A 22543-nucleotide genomic window follows, 5' to 3' on the forward strand; every position below is an offset into this window, starting at 1 on the left:
TCAGGTCAGGCGCTCTTGTCGTACCGATGTCGTACCGGATGGAACGAATCGTCAGCCGATGCGTCAATCGCTCTCGTCGTACGGGGGACTCGCTGAGGTGGTACGTGTCACTCGTTCTCGCCGTAGCGGACGCGGTGGCACAGCGCGGGGATCTCGCCCGAGGCGAGCCTCGGCAGCACGTCCGGCAGTTCCTCGAAGGCGGATTCGCCGGTGACGAGGGCGTCGAGCGCCAGGTCGGCGAGCAGGTCGAGGGCGACGGCGAGCCGGTCGGCGTAGGTGCGGTTCGGGCGGGCCGGGGAGACGGTGCCGACCTGGCTGGAGCGGATGACGAGCCGCCGGGAGTGGAAGGCCTCGCCGAGCGGCAGGCTGATCTGCCGGTCGCCGTACCAGCTCAGTTCGAGCACGGTCCCCTCGGCGGTGAGGAGTTCCAGGGACCTGGCGAGGCCCTGCTCGGTGGCGCTGGCGTGGACGACCAGGTCGCACTCGCCCTGGGCATCCGCGGGGGTGGCGAAGCCGACGCCCAGGGCCTTGGCGATGGCGGCGCGGGACGGGTCGGCGTCGACGAGCTGGACGCGGACGCCGGGGAAGCGGGCGAGCAGGGCGGCCACCGAGCAGCCGACCATGCCGCCGCCGACCACCGCGATCCGGTCGCCGACCAGGGGCGCGGCGTCCCACAGGGCGTTGACGGCGGTCTCCACGGTCCCGGCGAGCACGGCCCGTTCGGCCGGCACGGTGTCCGGTACGGGGGTGACGGCCCGGGCCGGGACGACGTACCGGCTCTGGTGGGGATACAGGCAGAACACCGTGCGCCCGGCCAGCTCCTCGGGCCCTTCCTCCACCACGCCGACGCTGAGGTAGCCGTACTTCACGGGGCCCGGGAAGTCGCCCTCCTGGAAGGGTGCCCGCATGGCGGTGTGCTGGCTGGCCGGCACACCGCCGCGGAAGACGAGCGTCTCGGTGCCGCGGCTCACGCCGGAGTACAGCGCTCGGACCAGCACCTCGTCCTCGCCGGGTTCCGGCAGGGTGACGTCCCGGATGCCGCCTCGTCCAGGCGAGTCGATCCAGAACGCCCGTGCGGTGTGCTTCATCGAAGTCCTCCTGAACGATCGGGAAGCTGCTTGCGTACCGAGGGGTGCACAGGCCGCGCACAAGGTAGCGGCGTTGATCGACTCTGTCACACGGCCGGAGGGTGTTCGGTGGCCCTGAACAACACTTACGACGCTAGGCTCGTCCAGCAGGAGACCGCCCTGGGGGCGGGAGTGCAGGTCCTGCTGCTCGCCCTGATCGGTACGGCGATCGGGATGGGCCCGGCGGGCTGGCTGACCGGCCTCGCGTTCGCCCTCGCCACCTGGGCGGTGCTCTCCCGGGCCCTGCACCGCTCACGGCTGCGCTCCTTCGGCGCGGCGAACCGGGTCACCCTCGGCCGTGCCACCCTCGTCGGCGGGGTCACCGCGCTCGTCGCGGACTCCTTCCAGAGTTCGCCGCCCGTGTCGTTGTTCGTCGGTCTGACGGCGGTCGCCCTGATCCTCGACGGCGTCGACGGCAAGGTGGCCCGCCGCACCGGCACCTCGACGGCGCTGGGCGCGCGCTTCGACATGGAGGTCGACGCGTTCCTGATCCTGGTGCTGAGCGTGTACGTGTCGATGGAGCTGGGCCCGTGGGTGCTGCTCATCGGCGGTATGCGCTACGTCTTCGTCGCCGCCGCGCGGGTCTGGCCCTGGCTGACCGCCGCCCTCCCGCCGAGCACCGGCCGCAAGACGGTGGCCGCGCTCCAGGGTGTGCTGCTGCTGGTGGCGGGCGCCGATCTGCTGCCGTACGCGGGCAACTTCGGGGTCGCCGCTCTGGCCCTGGGCCTGCTGGTGTGGTCGTTCGGGCGGGACGTGCTGTGGCTGTACCGGACCTCGCGGATCGAGGAGACCCCGGCCGGGCGGCAGGTGCGGGAACTGGTCGCGAGCTGAACTCCGCGGCCGCGGCCGGTCAGGCGTCGAACCGCCCTCGCGCCGCCTCGATATGACCGAGGTGCTGCTGGGTCCAGCCGCAGAGCAGGTCGACCGTGGCCCGCAGGGCCCGGCCCGGCTCGGTGAGCGTGTACTCGACCTTCGGCGGCACGGTGGGGTGCACCTTCCGGTCGACCAGGCCGTTGCGCTCCAGCATCCGCAGGTTCTGGGTGAGCATCTTGTGACTGACGCCCTCGACCTCGTCGCGCAACTCGCTGAAGCGCAGGGTGCGTTCGCCGAGGGCTTCGATGATCAGCAGGGCCCATTTGTTGGCGACGTCCGAGAAGATCTCACGCGCCAGTGAGTCCGCCCGCCGCAGATCCGCGTCCTCGGGCAGACCGCTCAACTCCTGCTTGGTCACCATCTGGTTCCCCAGTCACCGAAAAGTGCGTTCTTCCAGGTCGGCGGTCACTCTCCTACAGTTCCCGAGTAACCGCAAGAGAGCACGTGTGCGCGTGCTCGGCGGAAGGAACGGAAGGACAGGAACTGTGACGACTCCCGATGTCTACGACCACGCCATCCCGGCCGAGACCTACTTCGGCTATGCGCAGGCGATCAGGTCCGGCGACCTGATCCATGTCTCCGGGCAGCTCGCGTTCGACGAGGCGGGCGACTTCCACCCCGAGGACGACGCGGCCGGCCAGCTCGAGCTGACCTACGTCAACATCGACAAGGTCCTGGCCCACTACGGCGTCACACGCAACCAGGTCGTCTCGCAGACGCTGTACGCGGTGGACCTGGTGCGCCACGCCGAGGTGGTGGCGAAGGCCAACCGGGCGTACTTCGGCAGCCACCGCCCGGTCGCCACGGCCCTCGGCGTCACCGAGCTGACCTTTCCCGGGCAGTTGGTCGAGATCAGCTGTGTGATCGACACCAAGCTGCCCGCGTGAGAGGGCTCAGCGACGGGTCCCGATACCCACCAGCGTCCGCTCGTACGGGTCGAGGACGACGCCCTGGACCTTGGTGGAGACGCCGACGATGATCTGCTGGTGGGCCAGCGGCACGACGGCGTCGGTGCCGAGGATCGCGGCCTCGGCGGCCATGGCGGCGTCCTGCCGCTCACCGGTGCCGTCGGTCCCGTCGGCCTTGGTGACCGCGCGGTCGACACCCTTGTCGCACAGCAGGGCCAGGTTGTAGCTGCCGTCGCAGGTGTAGTCGCTGCCGAGGACGCCGACGGGGTCGCCGGTGTCGAGGAGGCTGTTGCGGGCGCCGATGAAGGCGTCGAACTTCCCGGCGAGGGCGTCGCTCTCCAGCCGTGAGTACTCGCGCACCTCCAGCTTCACCTTGAAGCCGGCCTTCTGAAGCTGCTGTTGCACCACCTGGGCGGTCTCGGGCAGCTCGGGCCGGTTGTCGTAGGTGGCGAGGGCGATCTGCTCACCGTCGGGCTCGGCGGCGTCCGCGCGCCCGGTCGGCTTCACCCGCTTGCTCTCGGCCCAGGTGACGGCGGGGCCGAAGATGCCCGCGCCCGGGTCGGCGTACCCCTCGAAGACGCCCTTGACGATGGTGGAGGAGTTGACCGCCTCACGGGCGGCGGCGCGCAGCTTCGGGTCCTTGAAGGGCCCGGTCTTGGTGTTGAGCTGCAGGCTGGTGGTGCGCGCGGTGCCGGCTTCCTTCAGGGTCGCCTTGTCGAGGGTGGCGGCCTGGGCGACGGGGATCGCCTCGGCGATGTCGATGTCGCCGGTGCGGACCGCGTTGGCGCGTGCGGTGCCGTCCTTGATGAAGCGGGCGTCGATGCCGGAGGCCTGGGCGCGGCCGCCCCAGTAGTCGTCGAACCGGTCGAGGGTGGCGGACCCGCCGCCGTTGACCTTGGCGATCTCGAAGGGCCCGGTGGCGGTTCCGACCGGGTCGGGGTTGCCCTTCTCGCCGTACGCCTTCGGGGAGAGGATCGCGAGGCTCGGGCTGGACAGCCGCATGGGCAGGACGGGGTCGGCGGCGGCCGTGGTGATGCGCAGACCGCGGTCGCCGTCGGCCTTCGCCTCGAACGAGACACCGGCGAGGGCGGCGGGAGCGGGCTTCGCCTTCGTGGCGCGGGTGAGCGCCGCGGCCACGGCGGACGGGGTGACGTCCGCGCCGTCCTGGAAGGTGGCCTCACGCAGGGTGAACCGCCAGGTGCGGTCGTCCTCCCGGCGCCAGGACTCGGCGAGCGCGGGGGCCGCGGCGCCGTTGGCGTCGAGAGCGGTCAGCCCCTCGGTGACGCCGAGGCGGCTGAGGAGCGTGGCGTCGGCCCCGTACGGCGAGAAGTTCTCGGCGGGCGGGAAGGCGAGGGCGACACGCAGCCGGGAGCCCGACTGCCCGCCGTTCGACGACGACTCCCCTCCCGGGGAGGCGAAGCAGCCGGCCAGGCACGGGACGAGGACGAGGGCGGCGAGGAACCGGGGACGGCTCTTGATGCTGTGGGGACGCACTTGCACAGCATATGCACCGGCCGGACGAGCCCGACGGGCCGGGTGAACCACACTCGGGACGAAGGAAGAAGTCCCATACGGCCTAACCAATTTGACAGTGATGACGATCACTCCCTAAACCTAGCCACATGACATCCATTTTCAACAAGGTGGAGCGTTCGTGAGGATCGCGTTCGTCGGCAAGGGCGGCAGCGGCAAGACCACGCTGTCGGCACTCTTCTCCCGCCACCTGGCGCGCTCCGGCGCCCCGGTCCTCGCCATCGACGGCGACATCAACCAGCACCTGGCCGAGGCGCTCGGCGGGCTGGAGAAGTCCGCCCCTCCCCTGGGCGCCCACCTGTCCTCCATCAAGGACCTGCTGCGCGGCACGAACCCCCGCGTCCCCTCCCCCGAGGCGATGATCAAGACCACTCCCCCGGGCCGCGGCTCCCGCCTCCTGCGCCCGCTCGGCGACGACGAACTGCACACCCGGCACGTCGGCCGCGCGGGCGGCGTCCCCCTGATGGTCACGGGCGAGTTCGACGAGTCCGACCTCGGAGTGGCCTGCTATCACTCCAAGCTCGGCGCGGTCGAGCTCTACCTCGGCCACCTGCTGGATGGCCCCGGCGAGTACGTCGTGGTCGACATGACGGCAGGCGCGGACGCCTTCGCCTCCGGCCTCTTCACCCGCTTCGACCTCACCTTCCTGGTGGCGGAACCCACCCGCAAGGGCGTCTCGGTCTACCGCCAGTACCGCGACCACGCCCGCGAGTTCGGCATCCGCGTCGCGGTCGTCGGCAACAAGGTGACGTGCGAGGAGGACCTGCTCTTCCTCAAGGAGGAGGTAGGGGACGACCTCCTGACCCACCTGAACCACTCCCCCTGGGTCCGCGCGGCCGAACAGGGCCGCGCACAGGACGACCCGGACCCCCTGGCATCCCTGGAACCGCACAACCGCCACGCCCTCTCCCTCCTCCACGAGGCAGTCGACTCCCACCCCCGCGACTGGGACCGGCTGCACCGGCACGCCGTGGAGTTCCACCTGCGCAATGTCCGGGCGTGGGCGGACGCGCGCACGGGAGAGGATCTGGCGGCGCAGGTGGATCCGGACTTCGTCCCGGGGCCGGCCGCCCTGTCCTGAGGCGCACCCTGCACGGGGTGAAGACACCCACGACCGCTGACTCACCCCACCGGCTACTCGATCCCCGTGGCATCGAGTAGCCGGACCACGTCCTTTCGCCCGTACCCGAGCAGTCGGGCGCGGTCGGCGGCCATCAGCACCACGTGCGCGACGATCTGCGCCGCGTATCCGTTCTTGTTGTCCGCGTCGAACCATTCCTGAGGCTTCTCCACACCCAGGCTGTTCATCACCAGCCCATGCTCTCGGCGGACCTCCGCGACCGTGGCGGCGACCGCGTCCATGAGCGTCTTCCCCGGCCGCTCGCACTCCAGGGCGAAGCACCCCCGGTCGACGGGCACGCACCCCTGCGGCGGACGCGCCCGCAGCCCCGCATACCGCTCGTCCCCGAACCCGGTGGCACGGAACTCGTCGTGCACCAAGGAGAACTGATGGAACCCGGGCGGAACCGGAGGAGGTGGAGGCGTGTACTCCCACCCGGCGTCCTCGTACAACCGCCGCTTCACCTCTTCCTCTTCGGCATGCGTCACGGTGAAGCCGTTCGCCTCGTTGCGCCCGGTCGTCGTGCCGTCGGGGTTGCGGTGGAAGTGCAGGCCCATGATGTGCTCCCGTTGCCGTGATGACGATGGACGGGAAATCCCCCCGTCACCAGCTCGAACGGCCCGCGGAGCCGGCCCGTGCCCGCCTCTCCGCAGCATCATCCGATCGCGTGAAACAGGCCGCGTGGGGAACTGATCGGCTTCGCGGGATCGGCGACTACTGCACTCCTCCAGGGTTCTGGGTCCCGCAGGGAAAGGGGGCAGAACCGGCGCGACACCAGCCACTTCGCCGCCGAGCGGACCGGGCCCCTCCCGTTCCGGCGAGGAGGGGGAGAGGCCCGACCGTGCGCTACCGCACCGCCGTCACAACCGGCGCCGCCGCATACCCGGTCGGCCGTGCCGTGAACGTGCCGCGCCCCTGGGTGCGGCTGCGCAACCGGGTCGCGTAGCCGAAGAGTTCGGCCAGCGGCACCGTCGCGGTGACGATCGCCGCGTTCGCCCGGGTGGCCGAGCCGGTCACGCGGCCGCGTCGGGCGGCGAGGTCGCCGAGTACGCCGCCCACCGCGTCCTCGGGCACGGTGACCGTGACCTCGACGACCGGTTCCAGCAGGACCATCGCGCAGGCGCGCAGGGCCTCGCGGAGGCCGAGGCGGCCGACCGTGCGGAACGCCGTGTCCGAGGAGTCCTTCACATGGGTCGCCCCGTCGGTGAGCGTGACGCGCAGCCCGGTCACCGGGTGACCGCCGAGCGGCCCTTCGGCGAGGGCGTCGCGGCAGCCGGCCTCGACCGCACGGACGTACTCCTGCGGCACCCGCCCGCCGACGACCGCCGAGCGGAAGGCGAAGCCGTCGTCAGATGGCTCCACGTCGAGGACGACGTGGGCGAACTGGCCCGCCCCACCGTCCTGTTTGACGTGCCGGAACGCCAGTCCGGACACGCCCCGGCCCACCGTCTCGCGATAACTGACCCGGGGACGGCCGATGTTGACGTCCAGTCCCAGCTCGCGCCGGAGTTTCTCCACCGCCACCTCCAGGTGCAGTTCACCCATGCCCGACAGCACCGTCTGCCCGGTCTCCGGGTCGGTCCGCACGACCAGGGAGGGATCCTCCTCGGTCAGCCGTGCGAGCCCGGAGGCCAGCCGGTCCGTGTCGCCGGTCCTGCGGGACTCGACCGCGACCGAGACCACCGGCTCGGGCACGCCCGGAGGCTCCAATACCAGCGGGGCGTCCGGCGCGCACAGCGTCGAGCCGGCGCGGGCGGACTTCAGCCCGACGACGGCGACGATGTCGCCGGCCACGGCTCGGTCCAGCGGTGCGTGCCGGTCCGCCTGCACGCGCAGGATCCGGCCGATCCGCTCGGTGCGCCGCGCGGTCGCGTCCCACAGGGTGTCTCCCTTCTCGATCGTTCCCGAGTAGATCCGCAGGTAGGTCAGCCGGCCCGTCGGGGTGGCGTGCACCTTGAAGGCGAGGGCGGCCGGTGGCGCTGCGGGGTCGGCGGGCCGTTCCCGCTCCTCACCGTCGTCGGTGCCGCGGACCGGCGGCACGTCCAGCGGCGACGGCAGATACGCCACGACCGCGTCGAGCAGCGGCTCGACACCGCGGTTGCGGTACGCGGAACCGCACAGCACGACCACGCCGTCGCCGTCCCTGGTCAGGTCCCGCAGCGCCGAGGAGAGGGTCCGCTCGCCGAGCGTGCCCGTGTCGCAGAACTCCTCCAGTGCGCCCGGATGGAGTTCCGCCACGGCTTCCTCCAGCGCCCGGCGGCGTGCCAGGGCGTCGTCCCGGAGGTCGTCCGGGACCGGTGCCGCCTCGCAGGTGTCACCGTCGGTCCACAGCAGCGCGCGCAGGCGGACGAGGTCGACGACGCCGGTGAAGGTGTCCTCGGCGCCGACCGGCATCTGCACGACCAGCGGTGCCGGGTGCAGCCGCTCCCGGATCGATGCCACGGCCGCGTCGAGGTCGGCTCCGGCGCGGTCCATCTTGTTGACGAACGCGATCCTCGGTACGCCGTGCCGGTCGGCCTGCCGCCACACCGACTCGCTCTGCGGCTCCACCCCGGCGACCGCGTCGAACACGGCCACCGCGCCGTCGAGCACCCGCAGCGCACGCTCCACCTCGTCGGCGAAGTCGACATGCCCCGGGGTGTCGATCAGGTTGATCCGGTGACCGTCCCAGGCGCAGCTCACCGCCGCGGCGAAGATGGTGATGCCCCGGTCCCGCTCCTGCGGGTCGAAGTCGGTGACGGTCGTGCCGTCGTGGACCTCGCCGCGCTTGTGCGTGGTTCCGGTGGCGAACAGGATCCGTTCGGTGACGGTGGTCTTGCCGGCGTCGACGTGGGCGAGGATGCCGAGGTTGCGGACGACGGCGAGCGGGTTGTGGTGGGTGCGCACGGCCCATGGCCTTTCGAGGCGAATCAGGAGGGGGCAGCGCGATTTCGGGGCGAGGCAGGTGTGGTGACACACGTCTGTTTCGGCCTGCCGACGCTAGGTCGGCAGGCCGAAACAGGCGCTTCTCAGACGTTCGTCCCGGTCATCCGGAGTCCGCCGCGCAGCGGGCACCGGAGCGACGAGGACACGAGGATCACCTCGTAGCGCGGCAGGGAGACGGCGACAGCGGTGTGGTCACGCATGGCGGTCTCCCTTCGTTCGTCACGACGGCGCGCGCCGCTCACGTCGTGGGCGGCGCCGGGTACTCCGTGAGTGTAGGGAGGGCGGGTGGAATCGGGCCAGGGATTTATTCCGGCGGGGTCGGGGTGTCGTGGGTCCGGTACATCGCCTGGACGTCCAGCTCCAGTTGGACCGTCGGCCCGACCACCGCGATGCCCCGGGCCAGCATGGTGCGCCAGTTGAGGGTGTAGTCCTCGCGATGCAGTTCCGCCGTCGCCAGGGCCGCGCAGCGCAGCTCCTGCCCGTAGCCGCCGTTGACCGTGCCGAGGTACGTCGTGTCGAGCGAGACGGAGCGGCTCACGCCGTGCATCGTGAGGGAACCCAGCAGGGACCACTTGCTGCCGCCGCGGTAGGCGAAGCGGGTGCTGTTGAAGTCGATGTACGGGAAGCGTTCGACGTCGAGGAAGTCGGCGGACCGCAGATGATTGTCGCGGGTGGTGTTGCCGGTAGTGATGCTGGAGGCGTCGATACGGACGGACACCCGGGACTCGGTCATGTCCTGGGAGACCATGATCCCGCCGTCGAAGCGTTCGAACCGGCCGTGGACGTTCGCCATGCCGACGTGCTTGGCGATGAACCGGATCGCGGTGTGCGGCGGGTCGAAGAGCCACGTTCCGGGCGCCGGCAGCTGGAGCGCCTCGGCCGGCTGCAGCCAGACGCGCTCGGTGGGCGTCGGCGTACCGGTGCCGACCTCGATCGTCTCGCGGTGCGGCCGCAGGCCCTCCGCCGCGACCATCAGGCTGTACCGGCCGGGCGGCAGCGCGGCGAGGAAGTAGCCGTACGGGTCGGTCGTCCCGCGGGCGGCCACCCGGTGGGTGTCCAGGGCGGTGACGGTGACGTCCGCGGCCGCCAGGGGGGAGCCCATCGGGTCCACGACCTCACGGGCCACGGCACCCGCGCCGGAGGGAAGGGGGAGCGCGAGGCCCGCCGCCGCGGCGGAGGCGCCCTTGAGCCGCCGGCGCCGGAGCAGTGCGAGGGCCATGATGTTCACCTTTCATCAGGTGGCACGGCCGTACGAGCGGCGGTTTCAGCGCACGCCGACGGCCGCACCCTGTTGCGGTCACACCCCCTTTTCGATCTTGCGGCACCGGGCTGCGGGACGGGTGTCTCAATACGAGACAGTCAGGCGCGTTTGCGGAAAACGTCGGCGTGTTCGTCGGCCCATCGGGCGAAGGTGCGGGCCGGGCGGCCGGTGATCTTCTCCACGGTGCCGGAGACCGTACGGCCCACCTCGGGGGTGTTCCCGTACGCCTCCAGCAGGAAGCCGATCACGTCCTCGGGGAGGTACGCGGCCCGCCACTGGGCGACGGCCTGCTCCTCGGTCAGTTCGACCAGGGCGATCTCCCGGCCGGCCGCGGCGGCGACGGCCTTCACCTTGTCGCCTACGGTGAGCACTTCGGGGCCGGTGATCACATACTCCTGGCCCGCGTGGCCCTCCTCCGTGAGGGTGACCGCGGCGACGGCTCCGATGTCGCCCTCGTGGACCATGGCACTCAGCCGTTCGACGAACGGCTCCCGTACCTCGCCCGCCGACCGGATCCCGTCCGCCCACTCCAGGGCGTTGGCCATGAACTCGACGGGCATGAGCACGGTCCAGCTCACCGCGTCGTCGCCGCGCACCGCGTCCTCCAGCGGGGTGGGCCCGCCGCCGTGCAGCACGGTGATCCGGCGGACACCTGCCGAGCGGGCCAGTTCCAGGATCCGGGGGCCGGTCTCCAACGGGGTGAAGGCCGCCCCGCCGAAGGTGATCAGGTGAAGTCCGGTGATCCCCTCCAGGGCGGGGGCCAGGCTGCCCGGGTCGGTCAGGTCGCCCTCGACGACCTCGACACCGTCCGGGAGGACGGCCTTCGCGGCGTCCCGTGTGAGGGCACGGACCGCGTGGCCCCGGGCGAGCAGTTCGGCGACCACCTGGCGGCCGACGGTTCCGGTGGCACCGGTGACAAGGATCTTCTGCGTCTGCGTCATGCCACGACCGTAGGAACCCTTGCGGTCAGCTTCTGTCCGCGACCGCCTGCCGAGTCCGGCGCGGAGAGCGGCCCCGTACCGGAGGGCCTAGGTCGTGTCCGCAAAGTCAGGGGAGCCAGAGGCGTAGGCAGGCGAGGGTGACCATGGCTTGGTAGTGGCGGGCGCGTTTGTCGTAGCGAGTGGCCAGGGCCTTGTTGTGCTTGAGCTTGTTGAAGCAGCGCTCGACGAGGTTGCGGCGCCGGTAGGTGGTCCGGTCGAGTCGGCAGAGGCTTTCGCCTCGGCGGATGCGGCCGTTGATCTGGTCGATCCGCTCTGGGATCGCGGCTCTGATGCCCCGCCGACGCAGGTAGGAGCGGATCTTCGTGGACGAGTAGCCCTTGTCCGCGACGACCCGATCGGGCCGCGTTCTGGGCCGGCCGGGCCCGCGTCGGCTGACGCTGATGCGGGCCATGACCTGCTCGAACTGGGTGCAGTCGTTGACGTTCCCAGCGGTCAGGGTAAAGGCGAGCGGCCGGCCCTGCCCATCACAGGCCAGGTGGATCTTCGTAGTCAGCCCGCCACGGGACCGGCCGATCGCCTCGCCCGGCCAGAGCCCCCTTTTCGGGCCCCGGCCGCATGCTGGTGAGCCCGCACAGTCGTGGAGTCGACGCAGACGACAGTCCAGTCCACGGCGCCCACGGCATCGCAGTGCTGCTGGACCTGGGCCAGCAGCCGGTCCCAGGTGCCGTCTGCCGACCAGCGGCGGAAACGTTCGTAGACCGTCTTCCACGGGCCGTAACGCTCAGGCAGGTCCCGCCAGGCCGCCCCCGTGGACAGCTTCCACAGGATGCCGTTGACCACCTGCCGACGATCCCGCACCGGACGCCCCATCCGCGGAGGAGCCAGCAACGGCTCGATCACCGCCCACGACTCATCAGTCAGCTCATGACGACGCACCACGAACCAACCAACGACGCCGCCACTTTGCGGACACGACCTAGGCGGGCCGGTACAGGTCCCGGACCTCGGGGCGTTGCCGGAAGCCGGCCGCCTCGTACGTGGCGACGGCACCGGCGTTGGAGCTCGGGGTGCAGACGAGCGCGCTCGAGGAGCCCAGCTCCCGGAGTGCGGCCGCCGCGGCGACGGTGATCGCCCTGCCGTAGCCGTGACGGCGATGTTCCCGGTGCACACCCATCGGTTCGAGCAACCCGGGCCTTCCCGGACCGGCCGACCACACCGTCACCGCCGCCACCGCGTCGCCCTGGTCGTCGTAGGCGATCAGACACCGGGCGTCGGCGTACGGCGGTCCGGCCGCCATCGCGTGCCAGAGCCCGTCCGTGAACGTCGACCCGTCGAACGACGCCCGCTGTACGGCGGCCCGGACATGTGCTTGCTCCGGCCCGACCACCTCGATCCGTACGCCCGGATCCTTCACCGGCTCCGTGAGATCGCGCCGCAACGGGGTCCACGGCTCGTCGGTGTTCCAGCCGTGCTCGGACAACAGGTCCTGGACCAGTGCGCCCGTCGGCGCCTCGACGTTCACCTTTCCCTCGGGCAGAACGCCGCGTTCCGGGTCTGTCACGTCCGCGACCAGCTGCCGTGCCAGCTCTGCGTCCCGATGAGCGGCGGGAGCGATCGTCAGCCGGAGCAGCCCGGGGCCGTCCAGCAGCCCGACGGCGAGGATCCGTCCGTCACGGCTCCAGGTCCGGACCGCCGCCGCGGTCGCTTCCGCACCCGACCTCCAGAACCATCCCAGGTCGCCCGGATGCAGTTGCATCGGCGCCCCCTCGTACTGCCACTCCCGCAGCACACCCACGGCCTCGCCCAGCCCGTCGACTTCCGGCTCGCCCAAGACAATCGCCATGCCCCGATGACACACCACGGCACCGACAGTCCGCACTCGGTTTCCTACCGGCTCCGGACGGGCTCCGGCGGTCCTCCCTCGTACGCCGCCCGCAGCACGGCCAGGGCCCCGTCCGCCGTCACCGGGCGGGGGTTGGCGTACGGCTCGCCCGCGACCCGGGCCGCCGCCGGTGCCAGGTCGGTTTCCGTGAGGCCGAGTTCGGCGAGGGACCGCGGTGCGCCGAGACGTCCGGCCAGCTCCCACAGGGCGCGCGGCACGTCGTCGGTGCCGAGGGCCCGCCCCAGTACGGTCAACGCCTCCGGCGCGGCGGGGGCGTTGTAGACCAGGGCGTACGGCAGCACGACGGTGTGGGTCTCGGCGTGCGGCAACCCGAAGGTGCCGCCCAGCACATGGCACATCTTGTGGTGCAGCCCCATCGTGGTCGCGCCGAGGCACGCGCCGCACAGCCAGGCCGCGTACAGCGCCCGGCCGCGCGCGTCCAGGTCCTGTGGGTCTTCGACCAGGTGCGGCAGTGCCCCGGCCATCGCCCGTACGCCCTCCTCGGCCATGACCGAGACGAGCGGCGAGGCGTCCGGGGCGTACAGCGCCTCGACGGCGTGCGCGAGCGCGTTGACGCCGCTGGTCACGGTCAGCGGCACGGGCAGGGAGAGGGTGAGGCGGGGGTCGTAGACGACGCTGCGGGGCTGGACGACCGGGTCGCGGCCGGTGCGCTTGGCGCCGTGCTCGGTCAGGCCCCAGACCGGCGTCATCTCGGAGCCCGAGTAGGTCGACGGTACGGCGATCAACGGCAGCCCGGTGCGCAGGGCGACGGCCTTGCCGAGCCCGATGGCGGAGCCGCCGCCGACCGCGACGCAACCGTCCGCCCCGGCCGCGCGCACCGCCTCCACGGCCCGTTCGGCGTCCTCGGCGGGTACGTGCATCCGGGCCTCGGCGTGCAGTCCGACGCAGGCGTCGCCGAGCGCGTCCGCCACCGCGCGGGCGACCGTCTCGCCCCTGCTGCCGCACACCACGAGCAGCCGCCGCAGGCCCAGGCGTGCGGCCTCGCCCGGGGTCGCGGTGACGGCCGCGCCGGGCCGGAAGACGACTCGCACGGGCCTGGTCTCGTAGGAGAACTCGTTCCGGAACGTCATGCGGCAGGCTCCAGGACGAGGTCGAAGCGGGCGAGCCGGAAGGGGTTCGGCACGCCGAACTCCTTCGCCAGGGAGGGGTCGTCGGTCTCCGCGAAGTCCTTGACCAGGCTCTGCTTCACGGCGAACACCGCGTCGGTGTCCAGGTACTCCCCGCCCGCCACGAAGATATGGGTGGTGACGGGCGTGTGTCCCTCGGCCGCGGCGATGAAGTGGATGTGCGCGGGACGGTAGGGGTGCCGACCGGTCGCGTGTAGCAGACCGCCGACCGGACCGTCGGTGGGGATGGGGTACGCGGCCGGAACGCAGGTGCGGAACCAGAAGCGGCCATCGGCGTCGGCGGTGAACAGCCCGCGTCCGTTGCCCGCGGGCTGGACGCCGGGCTGCTGGACGTCGTAGTAGCCCTTGTCGTCGGCCTGCCAGACGTCGACGACGGCACCGGGCAACGGTGTGCCGTCCCGCGCCAGTACCCGGCCGCTGATCACACACGTCTCGCCGCCGCCCACCAGGTCGATGTCGGCGCCGAGTTCACGGACCGGCGACTCGGTCATGTGGAAGGGCCCCAACACGGTCGACTCGGTGGCCCCGGGCGCACGGTCGCCGTTGACGGTCTCCACCAGCATGGACAGGCCGAGCACGTCCGACAGCAGGATGAACTCCTGCCGGGTGTCGGTGCAGGCCTGCCCCGTCGCCGTCAGGAAGTCGATCGCCCGCTCCCACTCCTCCTGCGTGAGCCGGGTCTCCCGCGCGAAGTCGTGCAGATGGCGGACGAGTCCGGTGAGCAGCTCACGCAGCCGCGGGTCGGCGGTTCCGCGGAGGCTGGCGAGGGCCTGCTCGGTGACGCCGGTCCCCGTCGCGTCGGTGGTCATGTCGGCTCCCCTTCGTCGACGTCCGCTTCCTCCATGAGGCGTCCGCTTCCTCCATGATTGCGCGTTCAAGCGTGACCGAGGATCCGCCGCAGCGTGTCCGCGAGCAGTTCTCCGGCGTCCGGAGCAGCGGACGCGTGCCGGAAGGCGACGAAGCCGTCCGGGCGTACGAGGAGGGCGCCGCTGTCCGTGATCTCGCGCAGCCGCGCCCAGTCGCCGTACGGGTCCTCGTACTCCTGCCCGGGACCGATCACCACGGTGGCGATCTCGATGTCCTGGGCCTCGGCCGCGCGCACCCAGTCCTCTCCCCCGATGCCGGTCAGCAGGGTGAAGCGGCCCCGGCCGACCGTGTCGAGGGTGGAGAGCGTGCGGCTGCCGGAGGTGATCCAGGCGTGCGGGAGCCGGGCGCCGGGGCGGGAGGACGGCTGGTGGTGCAGCTCGGGGTCGCGGGCGAAGCCGGGGTCGGGCGTGCCGTCCGGGACGATCGCGGCGGAGCTCTCGGCGGGATAGCGCTGGTTGAGGTCGACGCCGTGCGCGTTGAACTCGTACACCTTGAAGGCGATCGCCTCGCGCAGTTGAGCGCGCTGCTTCTCGGCGGCCTCGGTGGCGTCCTTGCGGGCGGCGATGTTGGCCCAGAGCTGCTCGGGGGTCTGCGGGGAGAGGCCGTCGAGGGCCTCGAAGACCGGGGCGGTCTCGCGGATGGACTGGTTGGCGCGGGTGACGATCTGCCGGCCGATGGGCGCGCGTTCGGCGGTGTAGCTGTCGAGCAGCCTGGGGTGGGCGGTGCCGTCGAGGACGAGCTTGAGCTTCCAGGCCAGGTTGTAGGCGTCCTGGATGGAGGTGTTGGAGCCGAGGCCGTTGGACGGAGGATGGCGGTGCACGGCGTCTCCGGCGCAGAAGACACGGCCGCTCGCGTACCTCTCCGCGTACATCTCGTTGACCGTCCACGCGGAGGACGACTTGATGGTCACGGGGATGTCGTCGTCGCCGACGAGCTTGCGGACGACGGATTCGGCGTACGCGGTGGTCAGATCGGGGGCGCCCGCGGTGACGTCGTAGCCCCACACGATCAGCCACTCGTTCCAGGGCCGGACGCAGCGCACCAGACCGGCGCCGATGCCGCCGACCGTCGCGCCGGGCGCGAGCACCCAGTAGAGGGTGGAGGGGCGGTGGGCGGTGTACCGCGTCAGGTCCGCCTCGAACACGATGTTGACGCTGCCGGCCACGCCCATCTGGCCGCCCATCGGCAGCCCGGCGTCCGCGGCGACCTTCGACCGTCCGCCGTCGGCGCCGATCAGGTACTTGGCGCGGATCTCGTACGTGTCCCCGCGCAGCCGGTCGCGGACGGTGGCCGTGACGCCGTCCGCGTCCTGGGTGTGGGACAGGTACTCGGTCTCGAAACGCAGCCGGGTGCCCCGGGCGATGGCCGCGTCCACGAGGACCGGCTCCATGAGGTGCTGCGGCATGTCGCACATGCGGGTGGGGCTGGCGAGTTCGTGTTCCGCCTGCACGAGCGGGTCGTTGCCCCAGGAGCGCACCCGGCCCAGTTCCTCGCCCGCCAGGCTGGTGCAGAAGGTCGTGTTGCCCATCAGGTGCTGCGGGGTCGCCTGCGCGACGACCTCCTGCTCCACGCCGAGGTCGCGCAGCACCTCCATGGTGCGCTGGTTGGTGATGTGCGCACGGGGCGTGTCGGCGAGGCCCGCGTAGCGGGTCACCACGAGGTTGGGCACGCCGTAGGTGCTCAGGGCGAGCGCGGCCGAGGCACCGGCCGGGCCGCTGCCCACGATCAGGACGTCGGTCTCGACGACGGTGGACACGGGGCGCTCCTGCGGGGGGAATCGGACTTCGGCCACTCATGATCATGGAGGGGATCGGCGGGAGGCGGGTGTCTCAATACGAGACATCGTGTGCGCCGTACGAGACATCGTGCGCGCCGGACGAGACGTCGTGTGCGCCGGACGTTCCGGACACGGCGGTTGTTGTCCGTTCAACGGAACCCGATACGGTGGACATGTCGTGACCACCACAGAGCACACCCCCGCAGCCACCGCCGCCCTCCCCTCGCTGTACGACGCCCGCGAACGCTTCCTGGCGGGGCGCCCGTTGCCCGACGGCGTACCGGAGGAGGTCGCGGCGGCGTGGCGACGGGCGCGGTTCCACGGAGTGCCGCACGACTTGGCGGAACCGGCGGTCCGACCGCCGCGGCCAGTGGAGTCGGCGCTGCTCGCGGCGGCCCGACCGGTGCTCGACCGCATCGTCCCAGCCCTGGGCGCGGACGGGTCGCTGCTCGTGCTGACCGACGAGCGGCTGCGTGTGCTGTGGACGGCGGGGAATCTGCCCGGGCTCGACACCTGCCCCGTGCTGTCGGAACCGGAGGTCGGCAACAACAGCGCGGCTCTCGCGCTGCGCACCCGGCGCCGGGCCGAGACGCACGGGCCGGAGCACTTCCTCGACCGATGGCAGGACGTGTCCGCGGTGTCCGTCCCGGTGCTCGACCCGAAGGGTGCCCAGGTGCTCGGCACGGTGACCGTGGCGGCCCGGCTGTCCACCACCCGTTCGCCCCATCCGCAGGCGGCCCTCGCCGAGGCCGCCGCGGCCGCGGTCGAGACGGAACTGCGCACCCGGGCGGGCCGGGCCGAGCGGGTACTGCTGGACGCATACCTACGGGCTGCATCCGGCACGGAGTGCGAGGCCGACCCGGCGGTAGTCGCCCTGGACGGCCGCAATCGGCTGGTCAGCGACGCGGCGCAGCGCATGCTGACCCCCGGAGTGCTCGAAGCACTGGAACGTACGGCGGTCAGCGCGCGGCGCGGGGACACCGCCGTGGAAGCGGCAGCCGTCACCGAGGGCCTCGGATACACCGCCCGGATCACGCCCGTGCGCCTGGACGACGGTACGGTCCTCGGGATCGTCGCCGTCCTGGAACGGCTCGGCGATTCCCCGCCGTCGACGCCGGCCTCGCCCCGCCCTCCCGTCACTCTCACGGGTTCCTCGGTCCCCTGGCGGCACGCGGTCGCACGTGCGGTCGAACTGGCGCGCTCCCCGGAGCCGCTGCTGCTGACCGGCGAGCGCGGAACCGGCAAGTCCGCGCTGGCTCGGGAGCTGCTGGGCCTGCGTGGCCTGCCCGGCCTGTCTGGTCCGCCCGGCTCGCTCGATTCGCTCGGTGAAGGCGCTGTCCGGGTCGCCGACGCGGCGCGGGACACCGGCCTCGACGAGGCCCTGGCCGCGTGGCAGGCCGACCGGCCACTCCTCCTGCGGCACGCCGAGCGCCTCGCACAGCCGGGCGTGGCCGCCCTCAACTCCCTGCTCGACACGCATCCCGACACGCGCGTCCTGGTCACCTACACGCCCGGCGCCCAGGTCGGCCCCTGCCTGCAGCGACTGCTGGACAAGCTGTCCGCCCGCTCGGTGACCCTGCCCCCGCTGCGGGAACGCCCCGAGGACATCCGGGAACTGCTGCCTGTCCTCGCGCCCCGGCCGACACCCGGACAGCCCCCGCTGACCTGGACCCTGGACGCCCTGCGCGCGCTCGAGCTGTACCCGTGGCCCGGGAACGTCACCGAGCTGGCCCATGTCGTCCGGGCCCTGGCGGAGCAACGGCGGATGTTCGGCCCGGTCCGCCGGGCCGAACTCCCGGACCCGGTGCGCGAAGGCCCGGCCGCGCGGCCCCTCAGCCCGATGGAACACGCCGAGCGCGCCGCGATCCTGGAGGCGCTGCGCCGTCACGGCGGCAACAAGGCGCGGGCGGCTGCCGCGCTGGGGATCGGCCGGGCGACGCTGTACCGCAAGCTGCGGGGATACAAGGAGTGAACAAACAGCTCGGGCGGGCCGGGAAATCTCCCGACCCGCCCGAGCTGGTCTGTGTCCGAGGGGGGACTTGAACCCCCACGCCCGATAAAGGGCACTAGCACCTCAAGCTAGCGCGTCTGCCATTCCGCCACCCGGACAAGGTGTCTGCCGCCTGGCCAGGGGTGCTCCCCGCGGCGACATGGACAACAATACCAAGGTTTCGGAGTGCCTTTCACCTGCGTTTCCGTCCGCCTGGCGGGGGTCCGGGACCTCGCGGCCCGATACCCCTAGGGTCGCACCATGAGTGACTGGATGGTTACGCAGAGCCCCGCTCCGGGTCACCGCCCGCGTGCGCTGTCGCCGCTCCGGGAGCATCTGCGGGACACGTTCTGGTTCGCTCCCACCCTGGCCATGGCGAGCGTCTTCGTGGTCTGGGTGGGGGCGCAGGTTCTCGACACGATCATCGTCGACGCGCTCCAGGAGGACGGCGACTACGAGACGCTCGAGGAGCTGCTGCGGTTCGCGGAGGACGCCAAGGCCGTCGTGACCGCGGTCGGCTCGGCGATGATGACCTTCATCGGGGTGGTCTTCAGCATCTCGCTGGTGGCCGTGCAGATGGCGAGCGGGCAGTTCACCCCGCGCGTGGTGCGGCTCTTCGTGCGGAGCCGGATCACCAAGGCGACCTTCGCGGTGTTCCTGGCGACCTTCGTGCTGACCCTGCTGGTCCTGACCTCCTTCGACACCGCCGACGATCCCCGTGCCGTGACGTCGGTGCCACTGGTGCAGTCGGTCCTCACGCTCTGCATGGTCGCGCTGAGCCTGTTCCTGTTCGTGCTGTACGTGAACACCACCCTGCGGCTGATGCGGATCAGCCATGTCATCGCGCGGATCGCCACGGAGTCCTTCCGGGTCGCCGCCTCGATGCCCGTGCCGACCGGCGGACACGACGGGCACGACGCCGCGCTCCTCGGTCCCGCGACCGCGTGGGTTCCGCACGAGGGCCGGGCGGGTGTGCTGCGGGACGTGCACATCGCCCGGCTGGTGCGGGTGGCGCGCAAGCACGGGGTCGTACTGCGGCTGATCCCTCGGATCGGGGACTTCGTGGTGCCCGGTACACCCGTACTGGCCGTCCACGGCGGCCCGGCCCCGCCACGCGGGGCGCTGCGCTACACGGCCTCGGTCGGGGTGGAGCGGACCTACCACCAGGATCTCGGCTTCGGCTTGCGCCAGTTGTCCGACATCGCGCTGCGCGCCCTGTCGCCCGCGATCAACGACCCGACGACCGCCGTCCAGGCCTTGGACCGCATCATCCAGTTCCTGGCCTCCCTGAGCCGACGCCCGCTGGACGCCGCCCTGCACCGGGACCGGGCCGGTGCGGTGCGGCTGGTGCAGCCCGTGCCGGGATGGACCGAGCTGGTGGATCTGGGGTTCACCGAGGTACGGGGGTGTGCCGTCGGGAGCCCGCAGGTCTCCCGGCGCATGCTGGCCGGACTGGACGACCTGCTTCTGCTCGTGCCGGCGGAACGGCGTGAGCCGCTGCTGCGCCACCGCGAACTGCTCCGCCAGGCGGTCGACCAGGCCGAAGCGTCCCCCGCGGACCGCGCGTTCGCCCTGCGCCCGGACCGGCAGGGCATCGGCTGACGGGCATCGGCTGACGGGCGTCGGCTGCCCCGGCACCTCGAAGACGTCCGACGCCGGGAACCCGCGGTGCCTGCCCGCGTGGCGAACCGGCGTCGGACGCAACCGCCCTCCTCACGGCAGCAGCTGGTACTCCGGGAAGTTGCCCGGCAGCCGCTCCCCCGCCGGTCCGCGTGTCACCGCGCGCACCAGCAGCTCGCCGCCGACGAACGCGCCGCGCCAGGACGCGCCGAGCCCGCCGAACAGCTCGTCGCGGTCGCCGCGGGAGCGGGGCCGGCCATGGCCGACCTTGAAGGCGCGGATGTGCGGGGCGAGCCGCTCGTAGGTCGCCCGGTCGTCCGTGGACAGCGTCGCCACGAGCGCGCCGTTCGAGGCGTTCATGGCGGCGAGCAGCTCCGCCTCCGTGTCGACCAGGACGATGGTGTCGACCGGGCCGAACGGCTCCGCGTGGTGCAGCGGGGAGGACGCGGGCGGGTTGAGGAGGGTGACCGGCTGGACGTAGGCCGAGGTGTCCTGGCCGGGCAGGAAACGGGCGTCGGCCGGGCTGCCGCGGTGCAGGGGCACGGCGCCTCGTTCGATCGCCTCGGCGACCTGGTCCTGGAGCTCCTTCGCCTTGGCGGCGTTGATCACCGGCCCGAAGTCCAGCTCGGCGTACGGGTCGTCGGGCTTCTCGACGGCGAGCGGGTGCCCGACCCTGACGTCACGGACCGCCGGGAGGTAGGCCGCCAGGAACGCGTCGAACAGGTGCCGCTGGACGACGAAGCGCGGGTACGCCGTGCAGCGCTGCTTGCCGTAGTCGAAGAGCCCCGGGACCAGCGCGGTGAGCGCGTCCCAGTCGGAGTAGTTCCAGATGCCCCAGGTGTTGAGTCCTTCCTGTTCGAGTACGTGTCGTTTGCCGAGGTCGGCGACGGCCGTGGCCACCGCGGCGCCGGTGTCGCGGCCGCCGACGAAGGAGACGCAGCCGATCTCGGGCGCCCTCACCAGCGCCTGGGACAGCTCGCCTCCGCTGCCGCTGACGAGGGTCAGGGGGATCCCCTCGCGCGCGGCGAGCGCACCGGCCAGGGTCAGGCAGGCGACACCGCCGTCGGTCGGGGTCTTGGCGATGACCGCGTTGCCTGCCAATGCCTGTACCAGTAATGCGTGAACGAGCACGCTCATCGGGTAGTTCCAGCTGGCGATGTTGGAAACGGGGCCGTCCAGCGGGGCCCGTCCGGCGAGCATCGGTTCGATGCCGTCGACGTACCAGCGGACCCCGTCGATGGCCCGGTCGACGTCCGCCTGGGCGAGGCGCCAGGGCTTGCCGATCTCCCAGACGAGCAGGAGCGCGAGCAGTCGGCGGTGTTCGGTGAGGGCGTCGAGTGTGGCGGCGACGCGGGCCCTGCGCTCCGGCAGGGGGACGTGCCGCCAGGCTCGGTGCTGGTCGAGGGCGGCGCGCACGGCCTGGCGGGCGGTGGCCCCGTCCAGGCGCGGCGGGCCGGCGATGGGGCTGCAGTCGACCGGGCTGACGGCGGGCAGGACCCTGCCGTCAGCCTGCCAGGCGGAGTTCCAGAGGTTGAGGACCCGGTCGTCGCGGAAGGCCTCGGGCGCGGCGGCGAGGCAGCGCCGCCAGGCGTCGGGCCAGGACGTGCCGGACTTGAGGGTGAGGGTGGGTGGCATGGGGTTGCTCCGCTCTCGGTGCACAGTCGGGGGCGGGCTCATGTCAGCTGTGAGGGAGGCCGTCGAGACGTGCGAGGACCAGCTTCGCGGTCTCGGTCGGGGTGCTTCCCACGCTCACCCCGACCGCCTCCAGCGCCTCCTTCTTGGCCTGCGCGGTGCCGGACGAGCCGGACACGATCGCGCCCGCGTGGCCCATGGTCTTGCCCTCGGGCGCGGTGAATCCGGCGATGTAGCCGACGACCGGCTTGGTGACGTGCTCGCGGATGTACGCCGCCGCGCGTTCCTCCGCGTCGCCGCCGATCTCACCGATGAGGACGATCAGTTCGGTGTCGGGGTCGTCCTGGAAGGCGGCGAGGCAGTCGATGTGCGTGGTGCCGACGACCGGGTCGCCGCCGATGCCGACGCATGTGGAGAAGCCGATGTCGCGCAGCTCGTACATGAGCTGGTACGTCAGCGTGCCCGACTTGGAGACCAGGCCGATACGGCCCGGCTTGGTGATGTCGGCCGGGATGATGCCCGCGTTGGACTGGCCGGGGGTGATGAGTCCCGGACAGTTGGGGCCGATGATTCGCGTGCCCTTCTCCTTGGCGTACGTGGTGAAGGCGACGGAGTCGTGGACGGGGATGCCCTCGGTGATGACGACCGCGAGGCCGATGCCCGCGTCGGCGGCTTCGACGACGGCCGCCTTGGCGAAGGCGGGCGGTACGAAGACGACGGTGACGTCCGCTCCGGTCGTACGCATGCCGTCGGCGACGGAGCCGAAGACCGGCACAGCCCGGGCGTCGAAGTCGACCGTGCGGCCCGCTTTGCGGGGGTTGACGCCGCCGACCACGTTCGTGCCGGCCGCGAGCATCCGCCGGGTGTGCTTCATGCCCTCGCCGCCGGTCATGCCCTGGACGAGGACCTTGCTCTCCTTGGTGAGGTAAATGGCCATGG

At 71.8% G+C, this 22543-nt stretch carries 19 protein-coding genes and 1 tRNA gene; 5 read left to right on the top strand and 15 right to left on the bottom strand.

What is annotated here, in order from left to right:
- Window positions 1-107: 107 nt before the first annotated feature.
- A complete protein-coding gene (locus tag NNW99_RS04925; protein WP_215117466.1) occupies window positions 108-1088 on the bottom strand; it encodes a zinc-binding alcohol dehydrogenase in 981 nt (326 codons plus the stop codon).
- Window positions 1089-1196: 108 nt separating this feature from the next.
- Here NNW99_RS04925 and NNW99_RS04930 point away from each other — a divergent pair, with 108 nt between their 5' ends.
- Window positions 1197-1958 (top strand): CDP-alcohol phosphatidyltransferase family protein, encoded by a 762-nt coding sequence (locus tag NNW99_RS04930; RefSeq protein WP_215117467.1) that lies wholly within the window; start codon window positions 1197-1199, stop codon window positions 1956-1958.
- Window positions 1959-1977: 19 nt separating this feature from the next.
- Here NNW99_RS04930 and NNW99_RS04935 read toward each other — a convergent pair whose 3' ends face one another.
- Window positions 1978-2361: a helix-turn-helix domain-containing protein gene (locus tag NNW99_RS04935; protein WP_215117468.1), complete on the bottom strand. Its 384-nt coding sequence runs from the start codon at window positions 2359-2361 to the stop codon at window positions 1978-1980.
- A 124-nt stretch (window positions 2362-2485) separates the two neighbouring features.
- Here NNW99_RS04935 and NNW99_RS04940 point away from each other — a divergent pair, with 124 nt between their 5' ends.
- A complete protein-coding gene (locus NNW99_RS04940; RefSeq protein ID WP_215117469.1) occupies window positions 2486-2887 on the top strand; it encodes a RidA family protein in 402 nt (133 codons plus the stop codon).
- 6 nt (window positions 2888-2893) lie between these two features.
- Here the strand turns inward: NNW99_RS04940 and NNW99_RS04945 are convergent, their stop codons facing one another.
- Window positions 2894-4408, bottom strand: a complete 1515-nt coding sequence (locus NNW99_RS04945; protein ID WP_215117470.1) for an ABC transporter substrate-binding protein — start codon at window positions 4406-4408, stop codon at window positions 2894-2896.
- Window positions 4409-4562: 154 nt separating this feature from the next.
- Between NNW99_RS04945 and NNW99_RS04950 the strand changes: the two genes are divergently transcribed.
- Window positions 4563-5522, top strand: a complete 960-nt coding sequence (locus NNW99_RS04950; RefSeq protein WP_215117471.1) for an ATP-binding protein — start codon at window positions 4563-4565, stop codon at window positions 5520-5522.
- A 53-nt stretch (window positions 5523-5575) separates the two neighbouring features.
- Here the strand turns inward: NNW99_RS04950 and NNW99_RS04955 are convergent, their stop codons facing one another.
- The 9 genes from NNW99_RS04955 to NNW99_RS04995 all read right to left on the bottom strand — a co-directional run bounded on the left by NNW99_RS04955 (window position 5576) and on the right by NNW99_RS04995 (window position 16341).
- A complete protein-coding gene (locus tag NNW99_RS04955) occupies window positions 5576-6118 on the bottom strand; it encodes a hypothetical protein (protein ID WP_215117472.1) in 543 nt (180 codons plus the stop codon).
- Between the two features lie 289 nt (window positions 6119-6407).
- The gene (fusA, locus tag NNW99_RS04960; protein ID WP_215117473.1) at window positions 6408-8447 is read right to left on the bottom strand and encodes an elongation factor G; all 2040 of its coding nucleotides are present in this window, start codon (window positions 8445-8447) and stop codon (window positions 6408-6410) included.
- Window positions 8448-8790: 343 nt separating this feature from the next.
- Complete coding sequence (locus NNW99_RS04965; protein WP_215117474.1) at window positions 8791-9705, bottom strand: YceI family protein; 915 nt, start codon at window positions 9703-9705, stop codon at window positions 8791-8793.
- A gap of 140 nt (window positions 9706-9845) precedes the next feature.
- Window positions 9846-10688 (bottom strand): NAD(P)H-binding protein, encoded by an 843-nt coding sequence (locus NNW99_RS04970; protein WP_215117475.1) that lies wholly within the window; start codon window positions 10686-10688, stop codon window positions 9846-9848.
- A 106-nt stretch (window positions 10689-10794) separates the two neighbouring features.
- A protein-coding gene (locus NNW99_RS04975; protein WP_251058078.1) for an IS5 family transposase occupies window positions 10795-11624 on the bottom strand; the annotation gives its coding sequence in 2 pieces (ribosomal slippage) (window positions 10795-11276 and window positions 11276-11624; 831 coding nt in all).
- A gap of 40 nt (window positions 11625-11664) precedes the next feature.
- Window positions 11665-12531 (bottom strand): N-acetyltransferase, encoded by an 867-nt coding sequence (locus NNW99_RS04980; RefSeq protein WP_215117476.1) that lies wholly within the window; start codon window positions 12529-12531, stop codon window positions 11665-11667.
- Window positions 12532-12575: 44 nt separating this feature from the next.
- Window positions 12576-13661, bottom strand: a complete 1086-nt coding sequence (locus NNW99_RS04985) for a maleylacetate reductase (RefSeq protein WP_215117477.1) — start codon at window positions 13659-13661, stop codon at window positions 12576-12578.
- Entirely contained in the window at window positions 13658-14527 is an 870-nt protein-coding gene (locus NNW99_RS04990) for an intradiol ring-cleavage dioxygenase (protein WP_215117478.1), read from the bottom strand. The genes NNW99_RS04985 and NNW99_RS04990 overlap by 4 nt, the downstream gene beginning before the upstream one ends.
- A gap of 65 nt (window positions 14528-14592) precedes the next feature.
- Window positions 14593-16341 (bottom strand): FAD-dependent monooxygenase, encoded by a 1749-nt coding sequence (locus NNW99_RS04995; RefSeq protein WP_215117479.1) that lies wholly within the window; start codon window positions 16339-16341, stop codon window positions 14593-14595.
- A 199-nt stretch (window positions 16342-16540) separates the two neighbouring features.
- Here NNW99_RS04995 and NNW99_RS05000 point away from each other — a divergent pair, with 199 nt between their 5' ends.
- Window positions 16541-18334 (top strand): sigma-54-dependent Fis family transcriptional regulator, encoded by a 1794-nt coding sequence (locus NNW99_RS05000; RefSeq protein ID WP_215117480.1) that lies wholly within the window; start codon window positions 16541-16543, stop codon window positions 18332-18334.
- Between the two features lie 52 nt (window positions 18335-18386).
- On the opposite strand, the gene NNW99_RS05005 is transcribed toward NNW99_RS05000, so the two are convergent.
- Window positions 18387-18471 (bottom strand) — tRNA-Leu (locus NNW99_RS05005).
- 142 nt (window positions 18472-18613) lie between these two features.
- Here NNW99_RS05005 and NNW99_RS05010 point away from each other — a divergent pair.
- Window positions 18614-19954, top strand: a complete 1341-nt coding sequence (locus NNW99_RS05010; protein ID WP_215117481.1) for a DUF2254 domain-containing protein — start codon at window positions 18614-18616, stop codon at window positions 19952-19954.
- Window positions 19955-20065: 111 nt separating this feature from the next.
- Here NNW99_RS05010 and NNW99_RS05015 read toward each other — a convergent pair whose 3' ends face one another.
- The gene (locus NNW99_RS05015) at window positions 20066-21607 is read right to left on the bottom strand and encodes an aldehyde dehydrogenase family protein (RefSeq protein ID WP_215117482.1); all 1542 of its coding nucleotides are present in this window, start codon (window positions 21605-21607) and stop codon (window positions 20066-20068) included.
- Between the two features lie 43 nt (window positions 21608-21650).
- Window positions 21651-22541: a succinate--CoA ligase subunit alpha gene (gene sucD, locus NNW99_RS05020; RefSeq protein ID WP_215117483.1), complete on the bottom strand. Its 891-nt coding sequence runs from the start codon at window positions 22539-22541 to the stop codon at window positions 21651-21653.
- Window positions 22542-22543: the final 2 nt, after the last annotated feature.

This window comes from Streptomyces sp. CRCS-T-1 (assembly GCF_024442335.1).
Classification (GTDB): Bacteria; Actinomycetota; Actinomycetes; order Streptomycetales; family Streptomycetaceae; genus Streptomyces; species Streptomyces koelreuteriae.